The organism is Sessilibacter sp. MAH1, assembly GCF_054658315.1.
In genome coordinates, this window is sequence record NZ_BAAGIC010000007.1 from 41,353 (window position 1) to 58,674 (window position 17,322).

The 17,322-nt window shown below is 42.2% G+C and carries 13 protein-coding genes; 7 read left to right on the forward strand and 6 right to left on the reverse strand.

Annotated features, from left to right (window positions below):
- Nucleotides 1-184: 184 nt before the first annotated feature.
- From ACYQ28_RS08810 to ACYQ28_RS08830, 5 genes are all read right to left on the reverse strand, one after another.
- Entirely contained in the window at nt 185-856 is a 672-nt protein-coding gene (locus tag ACYQ28_RS08810; protein WP_460049619.1) for a cyclic nucleotide-binding domain-containing protein, read from the reverse strand.
- A 1,429-nt stretch (nt 857-2,285) separates the two neighbouring features.
- Nucleotides 2,286-3,068, reverse strand: coding sequence for a DUF748 domain-containing protein (locus ACYQ28_RS08815; protein ID WP_460049618.1), 783 nt, complete (start codon nt 3,066-3,068; stop codon nt 2,286-2,288).
- A 412-nt stretch (nt 3,069-3,480) separates the two neighbouring features.
- On the reverse strand, nt 3,481-4,227 hold the full coding sequence (gene gpmA, locus ACYQ28_RS08820; protein WP_460049617.1) for a 2,3-diphosphoglycerate-dependent phosphoglycerate mutase: 747 nt from the start codon (nt 4,225-4,227) through the stop codon (nt 3,481-3,483).
- Nucleotides 4,228-4,476: 249 nt separating this feature from the next.
- A complete protein-coding gene (locus tag ACYQ28_RS08825; RefSeq protein WP_460049616.1) occupies nt 4,477-5,577 on the reverse strand; it encodes an AI-2E family transporter in 1,101 nt (366 codons plus the stop codon).
- A gap of 432 nt (nt 5,578-6,009) precedes the next feature.
- A complete protein-coding gene (locus ACYQ28_RS08830; protein ID WP_460049615.1) occupies nt 6,010-6,297 on the reverse strand; it encodes a hypothetical protein in 288 nt (95 codons plus the stop codon).
- Between the two features lie 884 nt (nt 6,298-7,181).
- Here ACYQ28_RS08830 and ACYQ28_RS08835 point away from each other — a divergent pair.
- The 3 genes from ACYQ28_RS08835 to ACYQ28_RS08845 all read left to right on the forward strand — a co-directional run bounded on the left by ACYQ28_RS08835 (nt 7,182) and on the right by ACYQ28_RS08845 (nt 10,241).
- Entirely contained in the window at nt 7,182-9,059 is a 1,878-nt protein-coding gene (locus ACYQ28_RS08835) for a DEAD/DEAH box helicase (protein WP_460049614.1), read from the forward strand.
- Nucleotides 9,060-9,084: 25 nt separating this feature from the next.
- Complete coding sequence (locus ACYQ28_RS08840) at nt 9,085-9,567, forward strand: YaiI/YqxD family protein (protein WP_460049613.1); 483 nt, start codon at nt 9,085-9,087, stop codon at nt 9,565-9,567.
- Between the two features lie 191 nt (nt 9,568-9,758).
- On the forward strand, nt 9,759-10,241 hold the full coding sequence (locus tag ACYQ28_RS08845; RefSeq protein WP_460049612.1) for a flavin reductase family protein: 483 nt from the start codon (nt 9,759-9,761) through the stop codon (nt 10,239-10,241).
- A 38-nt stretch (nt 10,242-10,279) separates the two neighbouring features.
- Here ACYQ28_RS08845 and ACYQ28_RS08850 read toward each other — a convergent pair whose 3' ends face one another.
- Nucleotides 10,280-10,924 carry a LysE family translocator gene (locus tag ACYQ28_RS08850; RefSeq protein ID WP_460049611.1) on the reverse strand — a complete coding sequence of 215 codons (645 nt, stop codon included), beginning with the start codon at nt 10,922-10,924 and terminating at the stop codon, nt 10,280-10,282.
- Between the two features lie 632 nt (nt 10,925-11,556).
- On the opposite strand from ACYQ28_RS08850, the gene ACYQ28_RS08855 reads away from it, so the two are divergent.
- The 4 genes from ACYQ28_RS08855 to ACYQ28_RS08870 are packed head-to-tail and all read left to right on the forward strand — an operon-like array spanning nt 11,557 to nt 16,664.
- Nucleotides 11,557-13,242 (forward strand): peptide ABC transporter substrate-binding protein, encoded by a 1,686-nt coding sequence (locus tag ACYQ28_RS08855; protein ID WP_460164705.1) that lies wholly within the window; start codon nt 11,557-11,559, stop codon nt 13,240-13,242.
- Between the two features lie 5 nt (nt 13,243-13,247).
- Entirely contained in the window at nt 13,248-14,183 is a 936-nt protein-coding gene (locus ACYQ28_RS08860) for an ABC transporter permease (RefSeq protein ID WP_460049609.1), read from the forward strand.
- Complete coding sequence (locus ACYQ28_RS08865) at nt 14,183-15,076, forward strand: ABC transporter permease (protein ID WP_460049608.1); 894 nt, start codon at nt 14,183-14,185, stop codon at nt 15,074-15,076. Before ACYQ28_RS08860 ends, ACYQ28_RS08865 begins: the two co-directional genes overlap by 1 nt.
- A 10-nt stretch (nt 15,077-15,086) precedes the next feature.
- Complete coding sequence (locus ACYQ28_RS08870; RefSeq protein ID WP_460049607.1) at nt 15,087-16,664, forward strand: ABC transporter ATP-binding protein; 1,578 nt, start codon at nt 15,087-15,089, stop codon at nt 16,662-16,664.
- The last annotated feature ends 658 nt before the right edge of the window (nt 16,665-17,322 follow it).

Genomic DNA, 17,322 nt, shown 5'->3' on the forward strand with positions numbered 1-17,322 from the left:
TTTGTCCTCTGATTAAATCAGGAGATGAGTTAATCAGAGGCTCCTAAAATTAAAGGAGAAATAAACGCTCTAGAGGAATCTTCAAATCGCTCACCTCTAAATCATTGAGAACTCTGAATTAATCAGAGTTCCGAACGTCAATTTAGGAGAGTCTATTCCTTAAGTTGAGCCAATAAAGGATTCTCTATTGGGGCTTCTTCAGTAAGGCACTGTTGCCAAACTGACAGAACGACTGATTCCAAGTTACGAGCAGTGTAGCCAATGCAACAGCCTGTTCATGCAACGACTGTAGCTCCTCTAAAGTACCGTCTTGAGGATGGTGTATTTTCAGTTTTCGGTGTTCGCCTGCCAAGGAATGATCGGGATGTTGATTGCGATACATTTCTAGCTTCCATCGCAAGCTGTGCACGGCATTACGGTAGAAGACTAACTTGGTGTGCAAAGTCACCAATGAGAAATCGTTTAGGTAACCAAAAATATTGCAATCTAGACCAAACACCAGTGCTTGCTTGCAATTGGGTGCAACCGTAATTGATGCGCTTCTGGGGCGTCCAAGCAACATGGCTAAATCACCAAACACTTCGCCAGAATGAATGCTATTGAGGTTTAGAAGTCGATCATTGGTATCTCGCAGCTGCACGTTGAGTTCACCGCGTACCAAGAAAAATAGCCAACGATCGTCAGATCCCATAGAGAATATCTCTTCTCCCGTGGAAAGCTGAGCAACTTTCGAAAACGCCATTAAAACATGAAATTGCTGCGGTTCTTTGTTTTTCACCTGCCTGAAAAAAGGAATAAACTCCAAGAGTCGTTCGACTTCATTCTGGTTGGCGTCTCTGGCTAATGAATTTTGCATATTTTCTCACACGAACAGGTACTGAAAATTTTCGCAGCGAGCTTATAACAAGCTATAGCTTAAGGACAATTTGAAAAGAAATTCAGTTTTAAAAATCAGTAACTGTCCAAAGTTTTTAACAAATTGTCCAATTTTAAAAAAATAACAGCTGATTTTAATATTTCGATTCAGAAAAATCTGGTAATCGCTGCGTCTTTGGAGCCAAATCATTCCATCAACTGTTATACCCAGTCTAGCGCTTTTCAACGGGTGTATTTTCTCACAGAGGGTGCAGTAGAGGACAAGATGAACATAATGATTATTTATTCACATTTCACCGACAATAATCACAGGTTTACTTGTTAGCGAATCGAATTCGCCATCTTTTGATGTACCACAAGCATTTTCAAACGATAAACCGATTAATTTTGCAGCATAACTCACGACCACAGCGATGTAGCTTGCCGGATTCGTAAATCATTCTTATCACTTTAGAAAGAATAAAGAACACACCAAATAACCCTGAGTTTCTAGCGATATAAGACAGCATTGTTAATCGTAATAACGATAAGTAATCGAAACGCGCAAAATTTTACTAATTCTACGGTCAGAGACTGTCATTGAAATACCTCTAAGGTGGGTCACAATCAGAACTTCTCAAAATAAGTATTCAAAAAGCACTCCAAAGCCGTTAAGAGCGATTTATGCAGATATTCTTAGAAGGTAGATCACTCCTAAAAAATATAACTGCGCAAGCCGATCACAATTTGACTTTTTGCGTCACTATCTAACGAGATTTAACAACAACCGATTTTTAGCTAATTGAAATCTGGTTATTATTATTTTTTCATAAAATTAAGATTGAATTCTGCCGATCTGAAATTCGGCCAGATCCATTCGCGTTATCTATAAAAAAGAATAAATTTCACAGAAGGCGTCGCTGATAAGGCATTTAGGGATGAATTTTTTAAACGCTTAACCAAACGTGTCATTTAGTGACATTGATACAACCAACGGTCGAGTTAATTCGTAAAATCCCGAAACATCGTATTTTTAAACGCCATTAGATATTCAGTACTCAGGTGAGCTCAACTTTCACATACGGTTTATCTACCATCGTATTGTTCGAGTTACTAGTGATAGGATCGGAGGTTCTAACGAACGTATCTAGGGTTTAATCAGCGAAAAAATTTGACAAGGTGGCTTTCAATTTCTCTACGACTTCAATCACCTACAGTTCTTGAAATTGGCGGATACACCGCTGTGCTATTAGAAACACTAGCTTAAGCAGAGTTTCCGAATGTAATTTTCGGATGTGAAGAATATTTGTACTGCCGAGATAAGATGAAAAAGAATTTACGGAGATTGACTGGGAATCAGCCTAACAGAGGACAGAATTAGCAGCGGATGTTTAGCAGGCCCACCATAGCAGTGCGCCTGCTCAAGAGCATTAGCCCTTATCGAAGAGTGATTTTAATCCTTTCAATTTATCAAGATCTTCTTGATCAACTTTTTCTTTTAATTTGTCTTCGATTTTAGATTTTAATTCGTCTTCGGCTTTATCTTTAATGGTCTTCTCAACCTGATCTTGCGCTTTCTTTAACAACGGTTTTAAGGCCGCCTCAGCAAGCTGTTTGGGCGTTAATCCATTGCTGGCTGAACCTAGGTTATTCACTTCAAAGCTAGGCACCGTTAGGTCAAAACTTCCCAATTGATCCGATGAAAGACTGAGCTTGGAATTGCTGAAAACCAGTTTTTTCACGGCTAATAAAACTTCTTTACCAGGCTCACCCGAACTACCAGAACTCTCCGAGGAAGAACCACCAGCCCCTTGAGTCAGGTTTTTAAGCATGGCTTCGATGTTAGTTTCGGTAAGATTTTTATGTTCTGCACGAACATTAACGCCATCGATAGTAACTTCGTCAATAACAATGACATCTTTAGTAATCGATGTTGGCTCTATATCTACAACAATCTTGTTAAAGCTAAAAAGCTTTTCCGAACTAAAACCTTGAGGATTGGCAATACTTAAACCGCCCAATTCACCGCGTCCGGCGCGAATATCGATATCAGCCGAAGACAAAAGTACTTCGGTACGCGTCGCCTCGGTGCCACCTTCTTCAACGGCGTATTTAACAATGTCGTTTAAGTTTTTAAAAACAAAATAAACCCCAATACCAACAACAATAAGTACCACCAAAATAATGGCCGCGAGTATTTTTACAATCTTCATAATAAACCTATGTGTTTTTGATGAACTAAAGGAATCTCTAATTAACCTCAAAATTACTCAACGTGATCTGAAGCTCGCAATTGCAAGGCGACATTTACACTTAATAATCGTGACGCCAAACAAAAACTGTAATGCAGCAAATATGCTGAGTAAAGCGCAGCCCTATTGAACCCTACTCGTTTTTTCTTGCTGTAGTGTTTGCTTTTTCGATTTAAGTCGTTAGAGCCGAAAGCACACCTTAATAAAAAATAAAAAAACTTGCTGACCTGAATGACCTTGAGGTTAATCAGAATTCCCTAAAGCCATACTACTGAGATAAAGACCAAGGCAGTGTAAAAAGTTCTTAAAATTTAAAAGACGAGAAAACAAAAGCCCCGGAGACCGGGGCTTCTTTAGACGCTGTATCTGCTGATTATTGCTTTTTACCTTGGTTAGCAACCGCGTGCATAGCAGCTTGAAGAGCTTCTTCATCGGCAAGGTAATAGTTTTTAATTGGTTTTAGATTTTCATCCAACTCATACACTAAAGGCGTTGCTGTTGGAATGTTGATTTTCATGATCTCATCTTCGCCCATGTTATCAAGATATTTAACCAGAGCACGAATGGAGTTGCCGTGCGCAGCAACCAACAAACGCTTACCGGCTTTAATTTCAGGAACGATCACTTGTTCATAATAAGGGACAACACGAGCAACGGTATCGGCTAGGCACTCGGTCAGCGGAATATCGGATTCATCCAAGTCTTTATAACGTGGATCATTACCAGGGTAGCGCTCGTCGGATTTTTCCAGTGCTGGCGGTGGCGTATTGTAGCTGCGACGCCAAACCAACACTTGTTCTTCACCGTGTGCCTCGGCGGTTTCTGCTTTGTTCAACCCCTGTAAACCACCGTAGTGACGCTCGTTCAATTTCCAGCTGTTAATGACGGGTAAATAGCAAGCATCTAGTTCAGCCATGATCGACCAAGCGGTTTTGATCGCGCGAGTTAAAACAGAGGTATAAACTTTGTCGAACTCATAGCCTTCTGCCTTCAAGCGCTTACCGGCATCGATTGCTTCCTGCTTACCTTTTTCAGAAAGATCGACGTCTTTCCAACCAGTAAAGCGGTTTTCCTTATTCCACAAACTTTCGCCATGTCGCACGAGCACCAGCTTATACATTGTTGTTCCTCAATTTCTCGGTTGAATACAGGACACCGATTATAACAGCTCTGTTGTTCTGAGAAACCTATCGGAATCTTCGCCTAAGTCATCTGCTCCTGAATCGGTACATTGAAATTGGAAATACGATTTCCAGGTTTTTACTCGATTTTGGCAATTTATCATTATCGAAAAATCGACTGTAGATCGCAGACTCATGGACGCAGCAAGTTAATCGGTGCACCGAGCATCATTATTGAGCTTAATGGACTACTTGTCTTTATCTTGAGAGATACGATGGTTAATATCGGCCGCTGGCTCCATTTTTATCTCTGAAAGATTTACGGGCATCTTTCCTGACCCCAAAATTACCCCAAGCCAGCGCGTATCATCAAAACTTTCCAGCGCTATTTTTATGGTCATCGTCAGCGGAACCGACAGAAGCATTCCCACAGAGCCTAATACCCAACCCCAAAAAACCAATGATAGAAAGACCACCAATGTTGATAAATCAAGGCCTTTCCCCATAGTTTTGGGTTCAATACCGTTGCCAATAATACCGTTGACCAGAATAAAACCTAACGCGGTAATAGCAGCATCGGTAACACCCAATTGCACCAGCGATAAAAGCGTTGCCGGTATCGCCGCCAAAATGGAACCCAACGTAGGCACAAAATTGAGTAAAAAGGCTAAGAGTCCCCAAAGAACCGCGTAATCAACACCTTGCACCAACAACCAAATGGTAATAATCACGCCGGTCATAACACTCATTAAAGTCTTAATGGCCATGTAGCGATTTATGCTTGAAGTAAATCGGCCTAAAGCCTCTAGAGCGTTTTTGTTTTTCGATGTTGCCATCATGTATTTATCACTAAAACGCACTTCTTCCGCCAAAATAAACACAACGGTCAGCAAAATTAAAAAAGCGTTGGTCATGACGTTGCCGAGCGAGGCGAGAGTATTTCCGACAAAACCTAAAGCAGCACTCGGATCAAAACTCTCTCGAATTTGCGCAGCATCGAGCTCAATGCCGTAACTGTTCAAGAATTTTATACCGCCGGAGGTGAGCGCTCTTAAGCGCTCTTGATATTCAGGTAAATCGGATCGAAAACTGTTGATCGACGAACCAACCACGGCGCCAACAACAATCCCCAAAATCATGATGACAACAATAATAATTAAAATCGCCAAGCCACTGGGTAGGCCCAACCGTTTTAAAGCCGCTAATGGCGGCGAGCACAATACCGCAATAAATAGCGATAAAAAAAACGGGACTAATATAGCTTCTGCTGATTTCATCCCGGCAACCACTACTACGATTGCCGCAGAAATCACCAAAAAACGTGTTACGGGAGAAACTTCAAAATTCATAGCATTCCTTAGCATTTTTTAATGCTGCGTTGCTGAGTCTTAGAAAGTAGCAATGTACAAGCTTTGTAACGCAACGCCAATCATTGGTTAATGGCGACGTTAATTGCAGCACTGTGGTTATAGTTTAGGTTGTAAGTTCTGGTGGTAGTTGTGGTAGCAGTTCTTGTAGTAACAGAGCACAGGTGGCTTAACAGCAAACTTCAATTAGAAAGCGAGAAGCATCTCAGCTGAAATTCCAAACGAACAATGACCTAAAACGACACAGTCACGGCGAAAAGTACTCGTTCGGAGATTAATAATATGGATGGGTCGCTCTGGCTCAAACAAAAAGAGCAAAGTAATAATGATCGTAGATGGATGTTGCGATTATTAAGATAAAATGAAAGTTATGTATCTTACCGCTCGACACAGATATTTTTAGCAAATTAAGAATCAGCTATCGCGAGACTCTTCATTAAGTGTTGCATTCAACTCCGAAAGTAGCTCGCGAATTTCACCAAGACCCTTCGATGTAAACAAATATTGATTAGTACCATTGTCTCGGAATTCAGATAAGTCGATTTCAATGCAGCGTTGGCGAATACTGTCGAGATAGTCATTGTCTCGAATCTCAAATGCTAGAAACAAATTCCAATCATTACTGGATGCTTGCCCACATAAAATCATCTCTAACAAGTTTTTTATTTGATACGCCTGAACACGATATCGCGGAGTTTTCACTTTTAACAGTACCCACAGTACTAAAGCAAATACACAAAACGACATAATTAGTGAGACAAAAATTACCATAAAAGCTATCTATTCATATACTTTACAAAACTTAGTGCGACTCTTTTATCATGCATGAAGTTATCTTTTATTACAAAAATCGATGTCGTATCGAAAGATGTCGTCCCTAAAATTGAGGCGATACCTGAAAATCGAAGCCATAACATGAAAAAAGCATGAATAATGATGAAAAATCATGAATGGCAGCGAATGATCTCTTAAGAATCAGCAACCAAGCTCTCTTCAATCAACGGGTAATCTTTAATCATTACCGATCAAGTTGTGTTTCACAGTGTTATTCCATGTGTTGTCTCAACTGACATTTTCTAGTCAATTCAAAACACTGACTATGTCGATACGCTATTCGTGTACACACTAAAAATGCTTTTAATTACAGAAGCTTGACGTTAAAAAGAAAGACTTGAATTGTTACGGTATTTTTCACCAACGTCTCTCAATGCAAACACTTACCCGCCGCCAGATAAGGAATTACTGATACATCTAACAGCCCGCGCGACAATTTCATAGCGGTTTCTAACAAATGGGCATTCAAAACGACATAAAAAGGCGATTTTTCTGAATAACACCCAAACACCTTTAACGGTTTATTCGATGGTTATTGCAGCAATTTTTAAAGTGTTTTATCAGCTTTATAAAAAAAGCGTTTTGTTTATACGCGAGCTGGCCTATAATTAGCTTTCTTCACTGGCCCTGCCAAGCAATATGTCCAAGAGTTTCTCTCTTGTGTGTTGGTAATTTTGAGACAACACTCGTGTGTAGTAACACCCATTATTGGTAAGGGTCCGCAATCGTTTCGTTTTAACAGGCACCCTTACATGTCGAATGATTTTTCCGGCGATTTTGCATCGCTTGGCCTTCCTGAAAATTTATGTGAATCTCTTAAAGCCATTGGCTACGAACTTCCATCTCCTATTCAAGCGCAAAGTATCCCAGTTCTTTTAACTGGCCGAGACTTATTAGGTTTAGCGCAAACAGGTACTGGAAAAACCGCAGCCTTTGCTTTACCGATTCTTGCCAATATTGATCTGAACATTAACAAACCTCAGGCGTTAATTTTGGCACCTACGCGCGAACTGGCGATTCAAGTCGCAGAAGCTTTCCAAAGCTACGCGAAAAATACTCCTGGGTTCCACATTGCGCCAATTTATGGCGGTCAGGACATGCGTGCGCAGTTGCGTCAATTGCAGCGCGGAGTGCATGTTGTGGTAGGTACACCCGGTCGAGTTATGGATCATTTACGCCGCAACAGCTTGGATTTATCGCGTTTAAAAACCGTTGTTCTTGATGAAGCAGACGAAATGCTTCGCATGGGTTTCATTGACGATGTCGAGTGGATTTTGGAGCACACGCCTGCAAATCGTCAGGTCGCTTTGTTCAGTGCCACCATGCCTGCTGCTATCAAAAAAATTACGACGAACTATTTGAATGACCCTGAGCGAATTCAAATTGAATCTAAGACTAAAACCGTTGATCGTATCGAACAAAACTACGTTATGGTCAGCCCGAGTCGCAAAATCGATGCACTTACGCGTATTTTAGAAGTCGAAGATTTCGATGGCTTAATTATGTTCGTGCGTACCAAAACCGCGACCGTAGATTTAGCACAAAGATTAGAAGCCCGTGGTTATGCAAGCGCTGCGTTGAATGGTGACATTAATCAGAAACAGCGTGAAATTACCATTGAGCAATTAAAGAAAGGCAAAATCGACATTGTGATTGCAACCGATGTTGCCGCTCGTGGTATTGACGTACCGCGCATTACTCACGTAGTAAACTACGATATTCCTTACGATAACGAAGCTTACGTACACCGCATCGGCCGTACCGGTCGCGCGGGTCGCTCTGGTAAAGCCATTCTACTGGTTACGCCACGCGAGAAACATTTACTGCGCTCAATCGAACGCAGTACCGGTCAAGCTATCACAGAAACACGTTTACCAACTTCTGAAGAATTAACCACTCGCCGAGTTTCGCAGTTCCGCGAAAGTATTTTGGAAACCCTTGATGCGCAAGATTTAGGTGAATTTAAAGATCTAGTTGCAGAAGTACAAAGCGAAGCAAACGTAAGTGCTGACGAGGTTGCCGCTGCATTAGCGTATTTAGCTCAGTCGGATAAACCGTTATTCGTTGCAAAAGACAAAATGCTCGACGAACCACTAGTAGCAGAACGTCGCGAAGGTCGAGACGGTCGTCGTGACGAGCGTGGCGATAGAGGTTCACGTGGTGACAGAAGTGATCGCGGCGACCGAGGAGATCGCGGTGAGCGTCGCGGTTCCAACAGTTTCAATAGCATCCCAATGGATTGTTATCGAGTAGAAGTAGGTCGCAACGATGGCTTACGCCCAGGTGACTTGGTTGGCGCTATTGCTAACGAAGCCAACATGCGCAGCAACAACATCGGTCAAATTGCGATTAACGATACTCACAGCTTTGTACAGTTGCCACAGAATTTATCGAGTGAGGTTAACCAAATCCTCAAGCGTATTTACGTTCGCAACAAGCCATTGAATCTTCATAAGGTAGATTCTTCTGACTTCCCGGCCAAGCAACGACGTGAGCGTAGCGGCGGTGGCGGCGGCAAAAGCGATCGTGGTAGTAACAGTGGCGGCAGAGGTGATCGCGGTAGTAACGGCGGTGGTAGAAGTGAACGCAACTTTAAACCACGTGAACGCTTCCAAGCTCGCGAACATTAATAACTGCCAGTAATTCTCGACAGCAATGACCGCAACATCCGATGAGCAAGTGCGTAAACCCCAAATTTGGGTAGACGCAGATGCCTGTCCTGTTGCCGTCAAAGAAGTCATCTACAAAGCCGCCGGTAGAGCCAAAATACTGGCGGTATTTGTTGCTAACCAGCCTCTCAGCTTACCAAACTCTCCTTATTTAAAATCACAACAAGTCTTTCAAGGCTTCGATAAAGCCGACGATTACATTTGCGAAGGTGTTGTATCGGGGGACTTAGTCATTACCCAAGATATTCCTTTAGCCGCAGATATTTTAGAAAAGAACGCTTTTGCACTTCATCCAAGAGGCGATCAGTACTCAAAGGAAACTATTAGAGCAAAGCTAAAAATGCGCGATTTCAACGAAACGTTAAGAGCCAGTGGCATTCATTCACGAGGCCCAAAAAGTTTTACGGCTCAAGATAAGCAACAATTCGCGAACAGTTTAGATCGCTGGCTAGCAAAATATTGTCGTTAACCTAACAATCCAAAACCGCATTAAATACTTCTAAATCAGCAATTCGTTAATTAACGCAAGTTTCCACACAAATACGCACAGCTGATTGCTAATGCCATTGAGAAATCAATCACTATTCACGTAAACTCCTGATCGAGTAGAGGACAATAAAACCGTACTGGTTCAGTGCGCAAAACTAACGGAGACATTTTGTGGGAAAACAAAGTAGCGGAATCGATACGGTAGAATTTCGAAATACACTTGGAAAATTTGCTACCGGAATTTGTGTTGTCACCACAGATACGGCCGATGGCCCAATTGGAATGACCATCAATTCATTTTCGTCGGTATCTCTCGAACCCGCACTTATATTATGGAACATCCAAAAAAGTTCTGAATGCTTTCAAGCTTTTGATACTGCCAACGGCTACGCCATTAGCATTTTAAGTGATCAACAAATGGATATTTCCAATCAGTTTGCACAACGCGGCTCGCATTTACTGAATAAAGACCAATACATTTTAGGTGAATCTGGCCAGGCAATTTTAAAAGACGCACTAGCTACCATGGAATGCTCAATTTGGGCAAAATACGAAGGCGGCGATCACATTATTTTGGTGGGCGAAGTTGAGAAATTTTCTGCTGCCGAAAGCGGCGAACCACTGATATTTTTCTCCGGCGCGTACCGTTTTTAAATACGTAGCCACAACTATTTTTGGTGATTTGCGTTTATTCAAAAAAGCGAAAAGAATAAACGCAACGCAATGGCTAAAAATATCACCGCACTGATTCGCTGTAGCCAAAAATCAAAGCCAGAACTTTTCACCGCAAAGCGTCGTAAAGCACCGGCACCCACCGCAATACCACCAAACACTACCAATGTCACTGCGATAAATAGAATTCCCAACAAAGCCAATTGCAGTGTTGTAGACAAGTCACTTTCTGCTTGAACAAACTGCGGTAAAAAAGCGATAAAAAATATTACCACCTTGGGATTAGAGATATTTAAAATAATACCGCGGCGATAAAACGCAAAATCAGACATCATGGACTCGGACGGATTAACATCAATACCCTTTTCGAGGTCTGACATTACTGAGGTAGATCGTGATTTTGGCCAACTGAGATAAGCCAGATACAACAAATAACAAGCACCTAATATCGCAATTATTTGCCACACCAATTTATTTTCGCCGACCAACTCCCCCAGTCCCAACACCACTAAACTGGTATGTACAATTAAGCCCGTACATAAGCCCAGCGTGATCAATAAACCTGCTTTCAGGCCATGACTCAATGCATGACTAAAAACAAACAGATTATCCGGCCCCGGTGCGAGCGCTAGCATTGTACTGGTGAAAATAAAAAGACTGAGCATAGATTAGTAATGTAATTTCGTGGCTGAAAGATCATTAATAGAATTCTTAGAAGAATAAAATCCTGTAAGAATGTCTAGAAAGCTTTGATATGTATTCTAGGAAACTCCGATTAACCGATAGTTTCCAGCGGCACAAGGATGTGTCGCCAATGTCAAGAACGATAAGTGACTGGCACTGTGAATCGCACTGTCAATTTCTGTCCTCTGATACATTCAATTCAAAGATATTTTCGATTAACTATTATCCAAATTAACCCAAATTTTCTACACCAATGGCCACCCATTTAAGTGTAATGATTGCTCATATTTTTTTATCGTAGCCAACATCAATAACCGTTGATCCATCTCCCATGGCTATATAAAAAACCCTATATAAAAAACTCTCAGAAGATATACGATCAAAAATGGAATGTTTGTGTAAAAGTGCTCTCTGAATATAGCCGTAACATTCCCAGTTAAACTTGCGAGAACTTAGCAATTATGATTGAGGAAATCGATAAAAAACCCAGCTACTCTTAAAACCTGTCTATGAAGACAATTGAAGATCATTCGTCGCTATGGGTTATCGGTAAAGATTTCACCGAGAGTCCATGCAAGCCCAATTGACTTGAGAGTAACGCCCGAGAGAATTTATGCATCCCCCACATTTGAGAGCTATTGAGTTGCTGCGAACCCTAATGCGGCAAACATCCCCGAAACGAACACTGCACAGATTGTTGATATCGACACTCGCCCTAACAAGCTTGACCCTGATGGCTTGCTCAAACGGAGAAACGCGAGTTGAATCTGGCAATCGGGATGGAATTTTTCATGTTGAAAACTCTGCTGAACCACAAAGCATTGATCCTCACGTCAGTACCGGTGTACCCGAAAACAACATCATTTTGGCCTTATTTGAAGGCTTAGTCAGTAAAGATCCCGCCGATCTCACGCCTGTACCCGGTATTGCCGAACGTTGGGAAATCAGCGAAGACGGTAAAACCTATCTTTTTTATATTCGTGAAAATGCCCGCTGGTCAGACGGCGAACCTATTACCGCTCACGATTATGTTTGGTCATGGAGCCGTTCATTAAATCCACAGATGGCCAACGAATACGCTTATATGTTATTTCCATTAAAAAATGCCGAGCCATATGCTACCGGAAAAATGGATAACTTTGATGAAGTGGGCGTACACGCAATCAGCGATCGAATCTTAAAAGTTGAACTCGAAAACCCCACCGATTATTTTTTACAATTACTCGACCACCACTCAACCTACGCTGTACCTAAACACACCATTTTAAAATACGGTTCAAAAACCGATCGTTTCTCTAACTGGACTCGACCCGGCAATATGGTATCTAGCGGGCCCTTTCGGTTAAAAGAATGGGATATTTACAAAGTATTAAAGGTAGAGAAAAACCCGTATTACTGGGATAAAGACACCGTGTCTTTAAATGAAATTCACTTCTATCCCATCGAGAATTTCTCAACCGCCGAGCGTATGTTTCGCGTTGGCCAAGTCCACAAAACCTTCGAAATTCCACTCAATAAAGTCGATGTCTATCGCAAAGAAAATCCCGAAACATTACGAAATGAGCCTTATATTGGCACCTATTACTATCAATTTAACGTAACTAAACCACCCTTTGATGACGTGAGAGTGCGGCGCGCGCTGTCGCTAGCCATTGACCGCGAAGCCATTAATCATTCGGTAATGTTTGGCGTTGTAGAACCTGCATACACTCTCACGCCACCGGGTGCCAGTGGTTATGAGCCACCAAAGCTGATCAGCTTTGATCCTGAAGAAGCTCGACGATTGCTCGCCGAGGCCGGTTATCCCAATGGTGAGGGCTTTCCTGAAGTAGAACTGCTCTACAACACCAACGAATCACACCGTAAAATAGCCGTTGCCGTACAACAAATGTGGAACGAAAACCTGAATTTAAATATTCAGTTATTAAATCAAGAATGGAAAGTGTATCTCGCCAGCCGTAACAACCTCGATTATGACATTGCTCGCGCTGGCTGGATTGGCGATATTGTTAATCCAATTAACTTTTTAGATTTAGGACTTTCAAGCAATGGTAACAACCGCTCCGGCTATAACAATCCTGCCTATGATGAATTAATTCTAAAAACTATTCCTGAATCGGCTACCAAAGAAGAACGTTTGGCGAACTTTGCAAAAGCCGAAGAAATTATCTTAAACGAAATGCCTTTTGTGCCCATTTATACCTACAAAACTAAGTATTTGCTCGATCCTAGCGTGAAAGGTTTAACCCCGAACTTTATGGATTACTACAGCTATAAACACGTCACACTAGGAAATTAATCACCATGTTACGTTTTATTTTTACTCGATTACTGCAAGCAATACCGGTATTGCTGGTGGTAATCACCGTTACTTTTTTCTTGGTGCGATTTGCACCGGGCGGCCCATTCGACGGCGAACGCAAGGTCGATCCTTCGGTATTGAAAGCATTAGAAGCACAATACAATCTCGATCAACCGTTAATCACTCAATATTTCTCGTATTTAGGCGATTTGATTCAAGGCGACCTTGGCCCTTCATTTAAATATCCGGGTCGTTCTGTTAACGAATTAATTGGTGCTGGTTTTCCTATCACCGCAGAATTAGGTATTTACGCGATTTTAGTGGCTCTTGCCATTGGTGGCTGTGCCGGTGTGCTGTCGGCGCTTAAACCCAACAGCACCCGCGATTATGTTTCTATGTCGGCAGCGATGATTGGTATTTGTATGCCAGCGTTTTTATTGGGGCCGTTGTTAATTTTAATCTTTGGTATCTGGCTTGAATGGTTACCGGTCTCGGGCTGGGGTGATTTACCCGGCGATAAAGTACTACCCAGTTTAACCCTGGGCGCAGTGTACGCGGCATACGTAGCTCGTTTAAGTCGCGGCGGCATGCTAGAAGTGCTATCACAGGATTATATTCGCACTGCCCGCGCCAAAGGATTACCCGAGCACGTGGTTATTTTAAAACACGGTCTACGCGCGGGTATGTTGCCCGTGGTTGCCTATCTAGGCCCTGCTTTCGCCGGAATTTTATCGGGCTCATTTGTTATTGAGTCGGTCTTTCAAATTCACGGACTTGGCCGATTCTACGTATTGGCAGCATTCAACCGCGACTACACCTTAATTATGGGCTGTACCGTATTTTTGGCTGCTTTAATTATTCTCTTCAACTTATTTTCCGACGTGTTAGCCGCTTACTTAAACCCTCGCCTTCGCAGTCAGCTTGGAGGTAAATCCTAATGACTTCCCAAGCAGAAAACTTAACGAATATCGATCAATTCGAATCTGGACGCTCACTTTGGCAAGACGCTTGGAGCAGACTTAAGCGAAATAAACTCGCCATTATTGGCTTATCACTACTCATCTTCATTGGTCTGGTTTGTATTCTGACACCGTGGATAGCACCCTACAGTTACGAACATCAAAATCTCGCGCTGGGTGCAACACCACCTTCGGCACAGCATTGGTTCGGCACCGACAACCTAGGTCGCGATCTTATGACTCGTGTCATGTACGGCGGTCGTGTGTCTCTGGCGGTTGGCTTAATCGCCACAGCGGTGGCCTTGACTATTGGTGTGACTTGGGGAGCCATTGCCGGATACACCGGCGGTAAAGTCGATACCATCATGATGCGTTTGGTCGACATTATTTACGCTCTACCTTTCATGATTTTTATCGTGTTATTAATGGTGGTTTTTGGCCGATCTTTGCTGTTGTTGTTCTTAGCGATTGGCGCGGTCGAATGGTTAACCATGGCGCGTATTGTGCGCGGTCAGGTGCAAACGCTAAGACAGCTCGAATTCGTTGAGGCTGCTATTTCGATTGGTTTATCCAAAGCAACCATTATTCGTCGTCATATTATTCCCAATGCCTTGGGGCCAGTTATCGTTTACACCACCCTCACCATTCCAAACGTAATGCTGCTGGAAGCCTTTTTAAGCTTCTTAGGATTAGGTATTCAGCCACCGCAATCATCGTGGGGGGTGCTTATTTCTAACGGCGTAGAAGGCATGGAAGAATATCCGTGGCTATTAATTTTTCCGGGTTTGGCACTGTCGATTGTGCTGTTTTCTTTGAATTTCTTGGGTGACGGATTGCGTGACGCCCTTGATGTACGTGCGTCTAAAGATTAAGGGGTAATCCGTGGCATTACTTTCTATTGAAAACCTCGCGGTGAGCTTTTATACCCGTAACGGTATTACTCGCGCCGTGCAAGACATTAGCTTCTCGGTGGAGCTCGGCGAAACGCTAGCCATTGTTGGTGAGTCTGGCTCTGGTAAATCGGTGAGTTGTTATTCGATGTTGGGATTAATTCCCTGCCCGCCGGGAAAAATAGAATCCGGCAAAGCATTATTTGACGGTGTTGATTTGCTCAATTGCAGCGACACAAAATTACGAGAAATTCGCGGCAATAAAATCGCCATGATTTTCCAAGACCCAATGACCTGTTTAAACCCGTATTTAACCGTGGGTGAACAACTGGTCGAACCGTTGATTTATCATAAAAAACTCTCCCGTGCCGAAGCCAAAAAGAAAGCCATTGATTTAATGACTGAAGTAGGAATTCGCACCCCGGAAGAAAATTTTGATGCTTGGCCCCATGAATTTTCGGGCGGTATGCGTCAGCGCGTGATGATTGCCATGGCACTCATCGCCGAGCCGCAATTATTAATCGCCGACGAACCCACCACAGCACTTGACGTAACGATTCAAAAACAAATTCTCGATTTAATCGCCGATATTCAGAAAAAACGGAACATTGGTGTTATTTTTATCAGCCACGATTTAGGTGTTGTGAAAAACCTAGCCGATAAAGTTATCGTGATGAAAACCGGTCAAATTGTCGAGCAAGGCACCGCGCAAGAAGTGTTATCAAATCCCAAACACGAATACACACAAAAATTATTGGCGGCAATTCCGTCAGGTGCAAAAGATACCCCTCACCACAACAATTCAGATTCGCAGATTTTGGTGCAGGTTAAAAATTTGGTCACCGACTTTAAAGTCAAAGGTAATGTTTTCCGTGCGGTTAACGACGTTAGCTTTAACATTTACTCGAAAGAAATATTAGGCTTAGTGGGCGAGTCTGGTTCGGGTAAATCGACCATTGGTCGCAGTATTTTACGTTTGGTGAATGCTAGCGGCGGCTCAGTAACCTATCACGGTGAAGAGCTGCTCAATAAAAATGCGCAACAAATGAAACCTTTGCGCCGCAAAATGCAGATGATTTTCCAAGATCCCTATGCATCGTTAAATCCACGCATGACCATTTACGATACATTGGCAGAACCGATGAAATTACACGGCATTGCCAAAGGCGCAGAATTAAATCAGGCGGTCTTAAAATTAATGGATGACGTTGGCCTTGCCCGTGCGTTTGTGCGCAAATATCCCCACGAATTTTCTGGTGGCCAACGACAACGCATTGCTATTGGCCGTGCCATTGCGACAAAACCAGAATTTATTGTCGCCGACGAACCTGTCTCGGCATTGGATGTAACAATCCAAAAACAAATTTTAGAATTGATTGGTTACTTAGTAGATAAACACGAATTAAGCATGTTGTTTATCTCCCACGACCTTGCCGTTGTTCGCAAGCTGTGCGACCGCGTTATTGTGTTAAAACACGGTGTTTTGGTGGAGTCTGGCGAAGTGGAAACACTTTGGCAAAATCCGCAGCACGATTACACTCGTGATTTGTTACAAGCGGTTATGCACTAAAAATAAATTAATATTTAAAGAAACCTCTGATTAACTCTTCCCTGATTTAAATCAGAGGACAGAAATCGAAACGGAAGTCGAAAATGCGATTTCCGTTTCAATACGAATTCAATCACCTATCGTTTATTAACGTTTATTCGATCGACATCAACACTTCTGTAATAGCGACATTAACCAATTTTTTCGGTTAAAACTCACAACTATATCTGCGAGCTTTACTCGCGATATCGGTAATCTAATGCGATTATTCAACGGCTACTGGCGCTCATCATTACTGTTAAATACATCGTTTTGAAGGCTTTCTCTAGATGTAATTCATTCGATTTATATCACATCTAACATTCTTATAACTTCAGTCGTAACAACGGTAAAAACACCGTAACAATCTTATGGAACACATCCTTGTGTCGCGGGAAACTCTAGGTTAATCAGAGTTTCCTTATTTTTATAAAAATTAAAATCTGATTTAGCCTTTTACAAGTAAATCTCTGTTGACTGCATATCTGCCTCAGCTCAAGAAAAAAACATAAAATTGTACAGGTTTATGCATTCCAAAATTCATATATTAATACTCCTGTAAACCACCGACTCGTTTAGACAGAACCGATTAAAATAGATTTTTTCAATTAATATGGGAGGTTATTAACGATTAAAACAC

Excerpts from the sequence above, each read along its gene's own strand:
- ACYQ28_RS08825 (WP_460049616.1), bottom strand. The coding sequence starts at position 5,577 with ATGAATTTTGAAGTTTCTCCCGTAACACGTTTTTTGGTGATTTCTGCG.
- ACYQ28_RS08810 (WP_460049619.1), bottom strand. The coding sequence starts at position 856 with ATGCAAAATTCATTAGCCAGAGACGCCAACCAGAATGAAGTCGAACGA.
- ACYQ28_RS08860 (WP_460049609.1), top strand. The coding sequence starts at position 13,248 with ATGTTACGTTTTATTTTTACTCGATTACTGCAAGCAATACCGGTATTG.
- ACYQ28_RS08855 (WP_460164705.1), top strand. The coding sequence starts at position 11,557 with ATGCATCCCCCACATTTGAGAGCTATTGAGTTGCTGCGAACCCTAATG.
- ACYQ28_RS08840 (WP_460049613.1), top strand. The coding sequence starts at position 9,085 with ATGACCGCAACATCCGATGAGCAAGTGCGTAAACCCCAAATTTGGGTA.
- ACYQ28_RS08865 (WP_460049608.1), top strand. The coding sequence starts at position 14,183 with ATGACTTCCCAAGCAGAAAACTTAACGAATATCGATCAATTCGAATCT.
- gpmA (WP_460049617.1), bottom strand. The coding sequence starts at position 4,227 with ATGTATAAGCTGGTGCTCGTGCGACATGGCGAAAGTTTGTGGAATAAG.
- ACYQ28_RS08850 (WP_460049611.1), bottom strand. The coding sequence starts at position 10,924 with ATGCTCAGTCTTTTTATTTTCACCAGTACAATGCTAGCGCTCGCACCG.
- ACYQ28_RS08835 (WP_460049614.1), top strand. The coding sequence starts at position 7,182 with ATGTCGAATGATTTTTCCGGCGATTTTGCATCGCTTGGCCTTCCTGAA.
- ACYQ28_RS08815 (WP_460049618.1), bottom strand. The coding sequence starts at position 3,068 with ATGAAGATTGTAAAAATACTCGCGGCCATTATTTTGGTGGTACTTATT.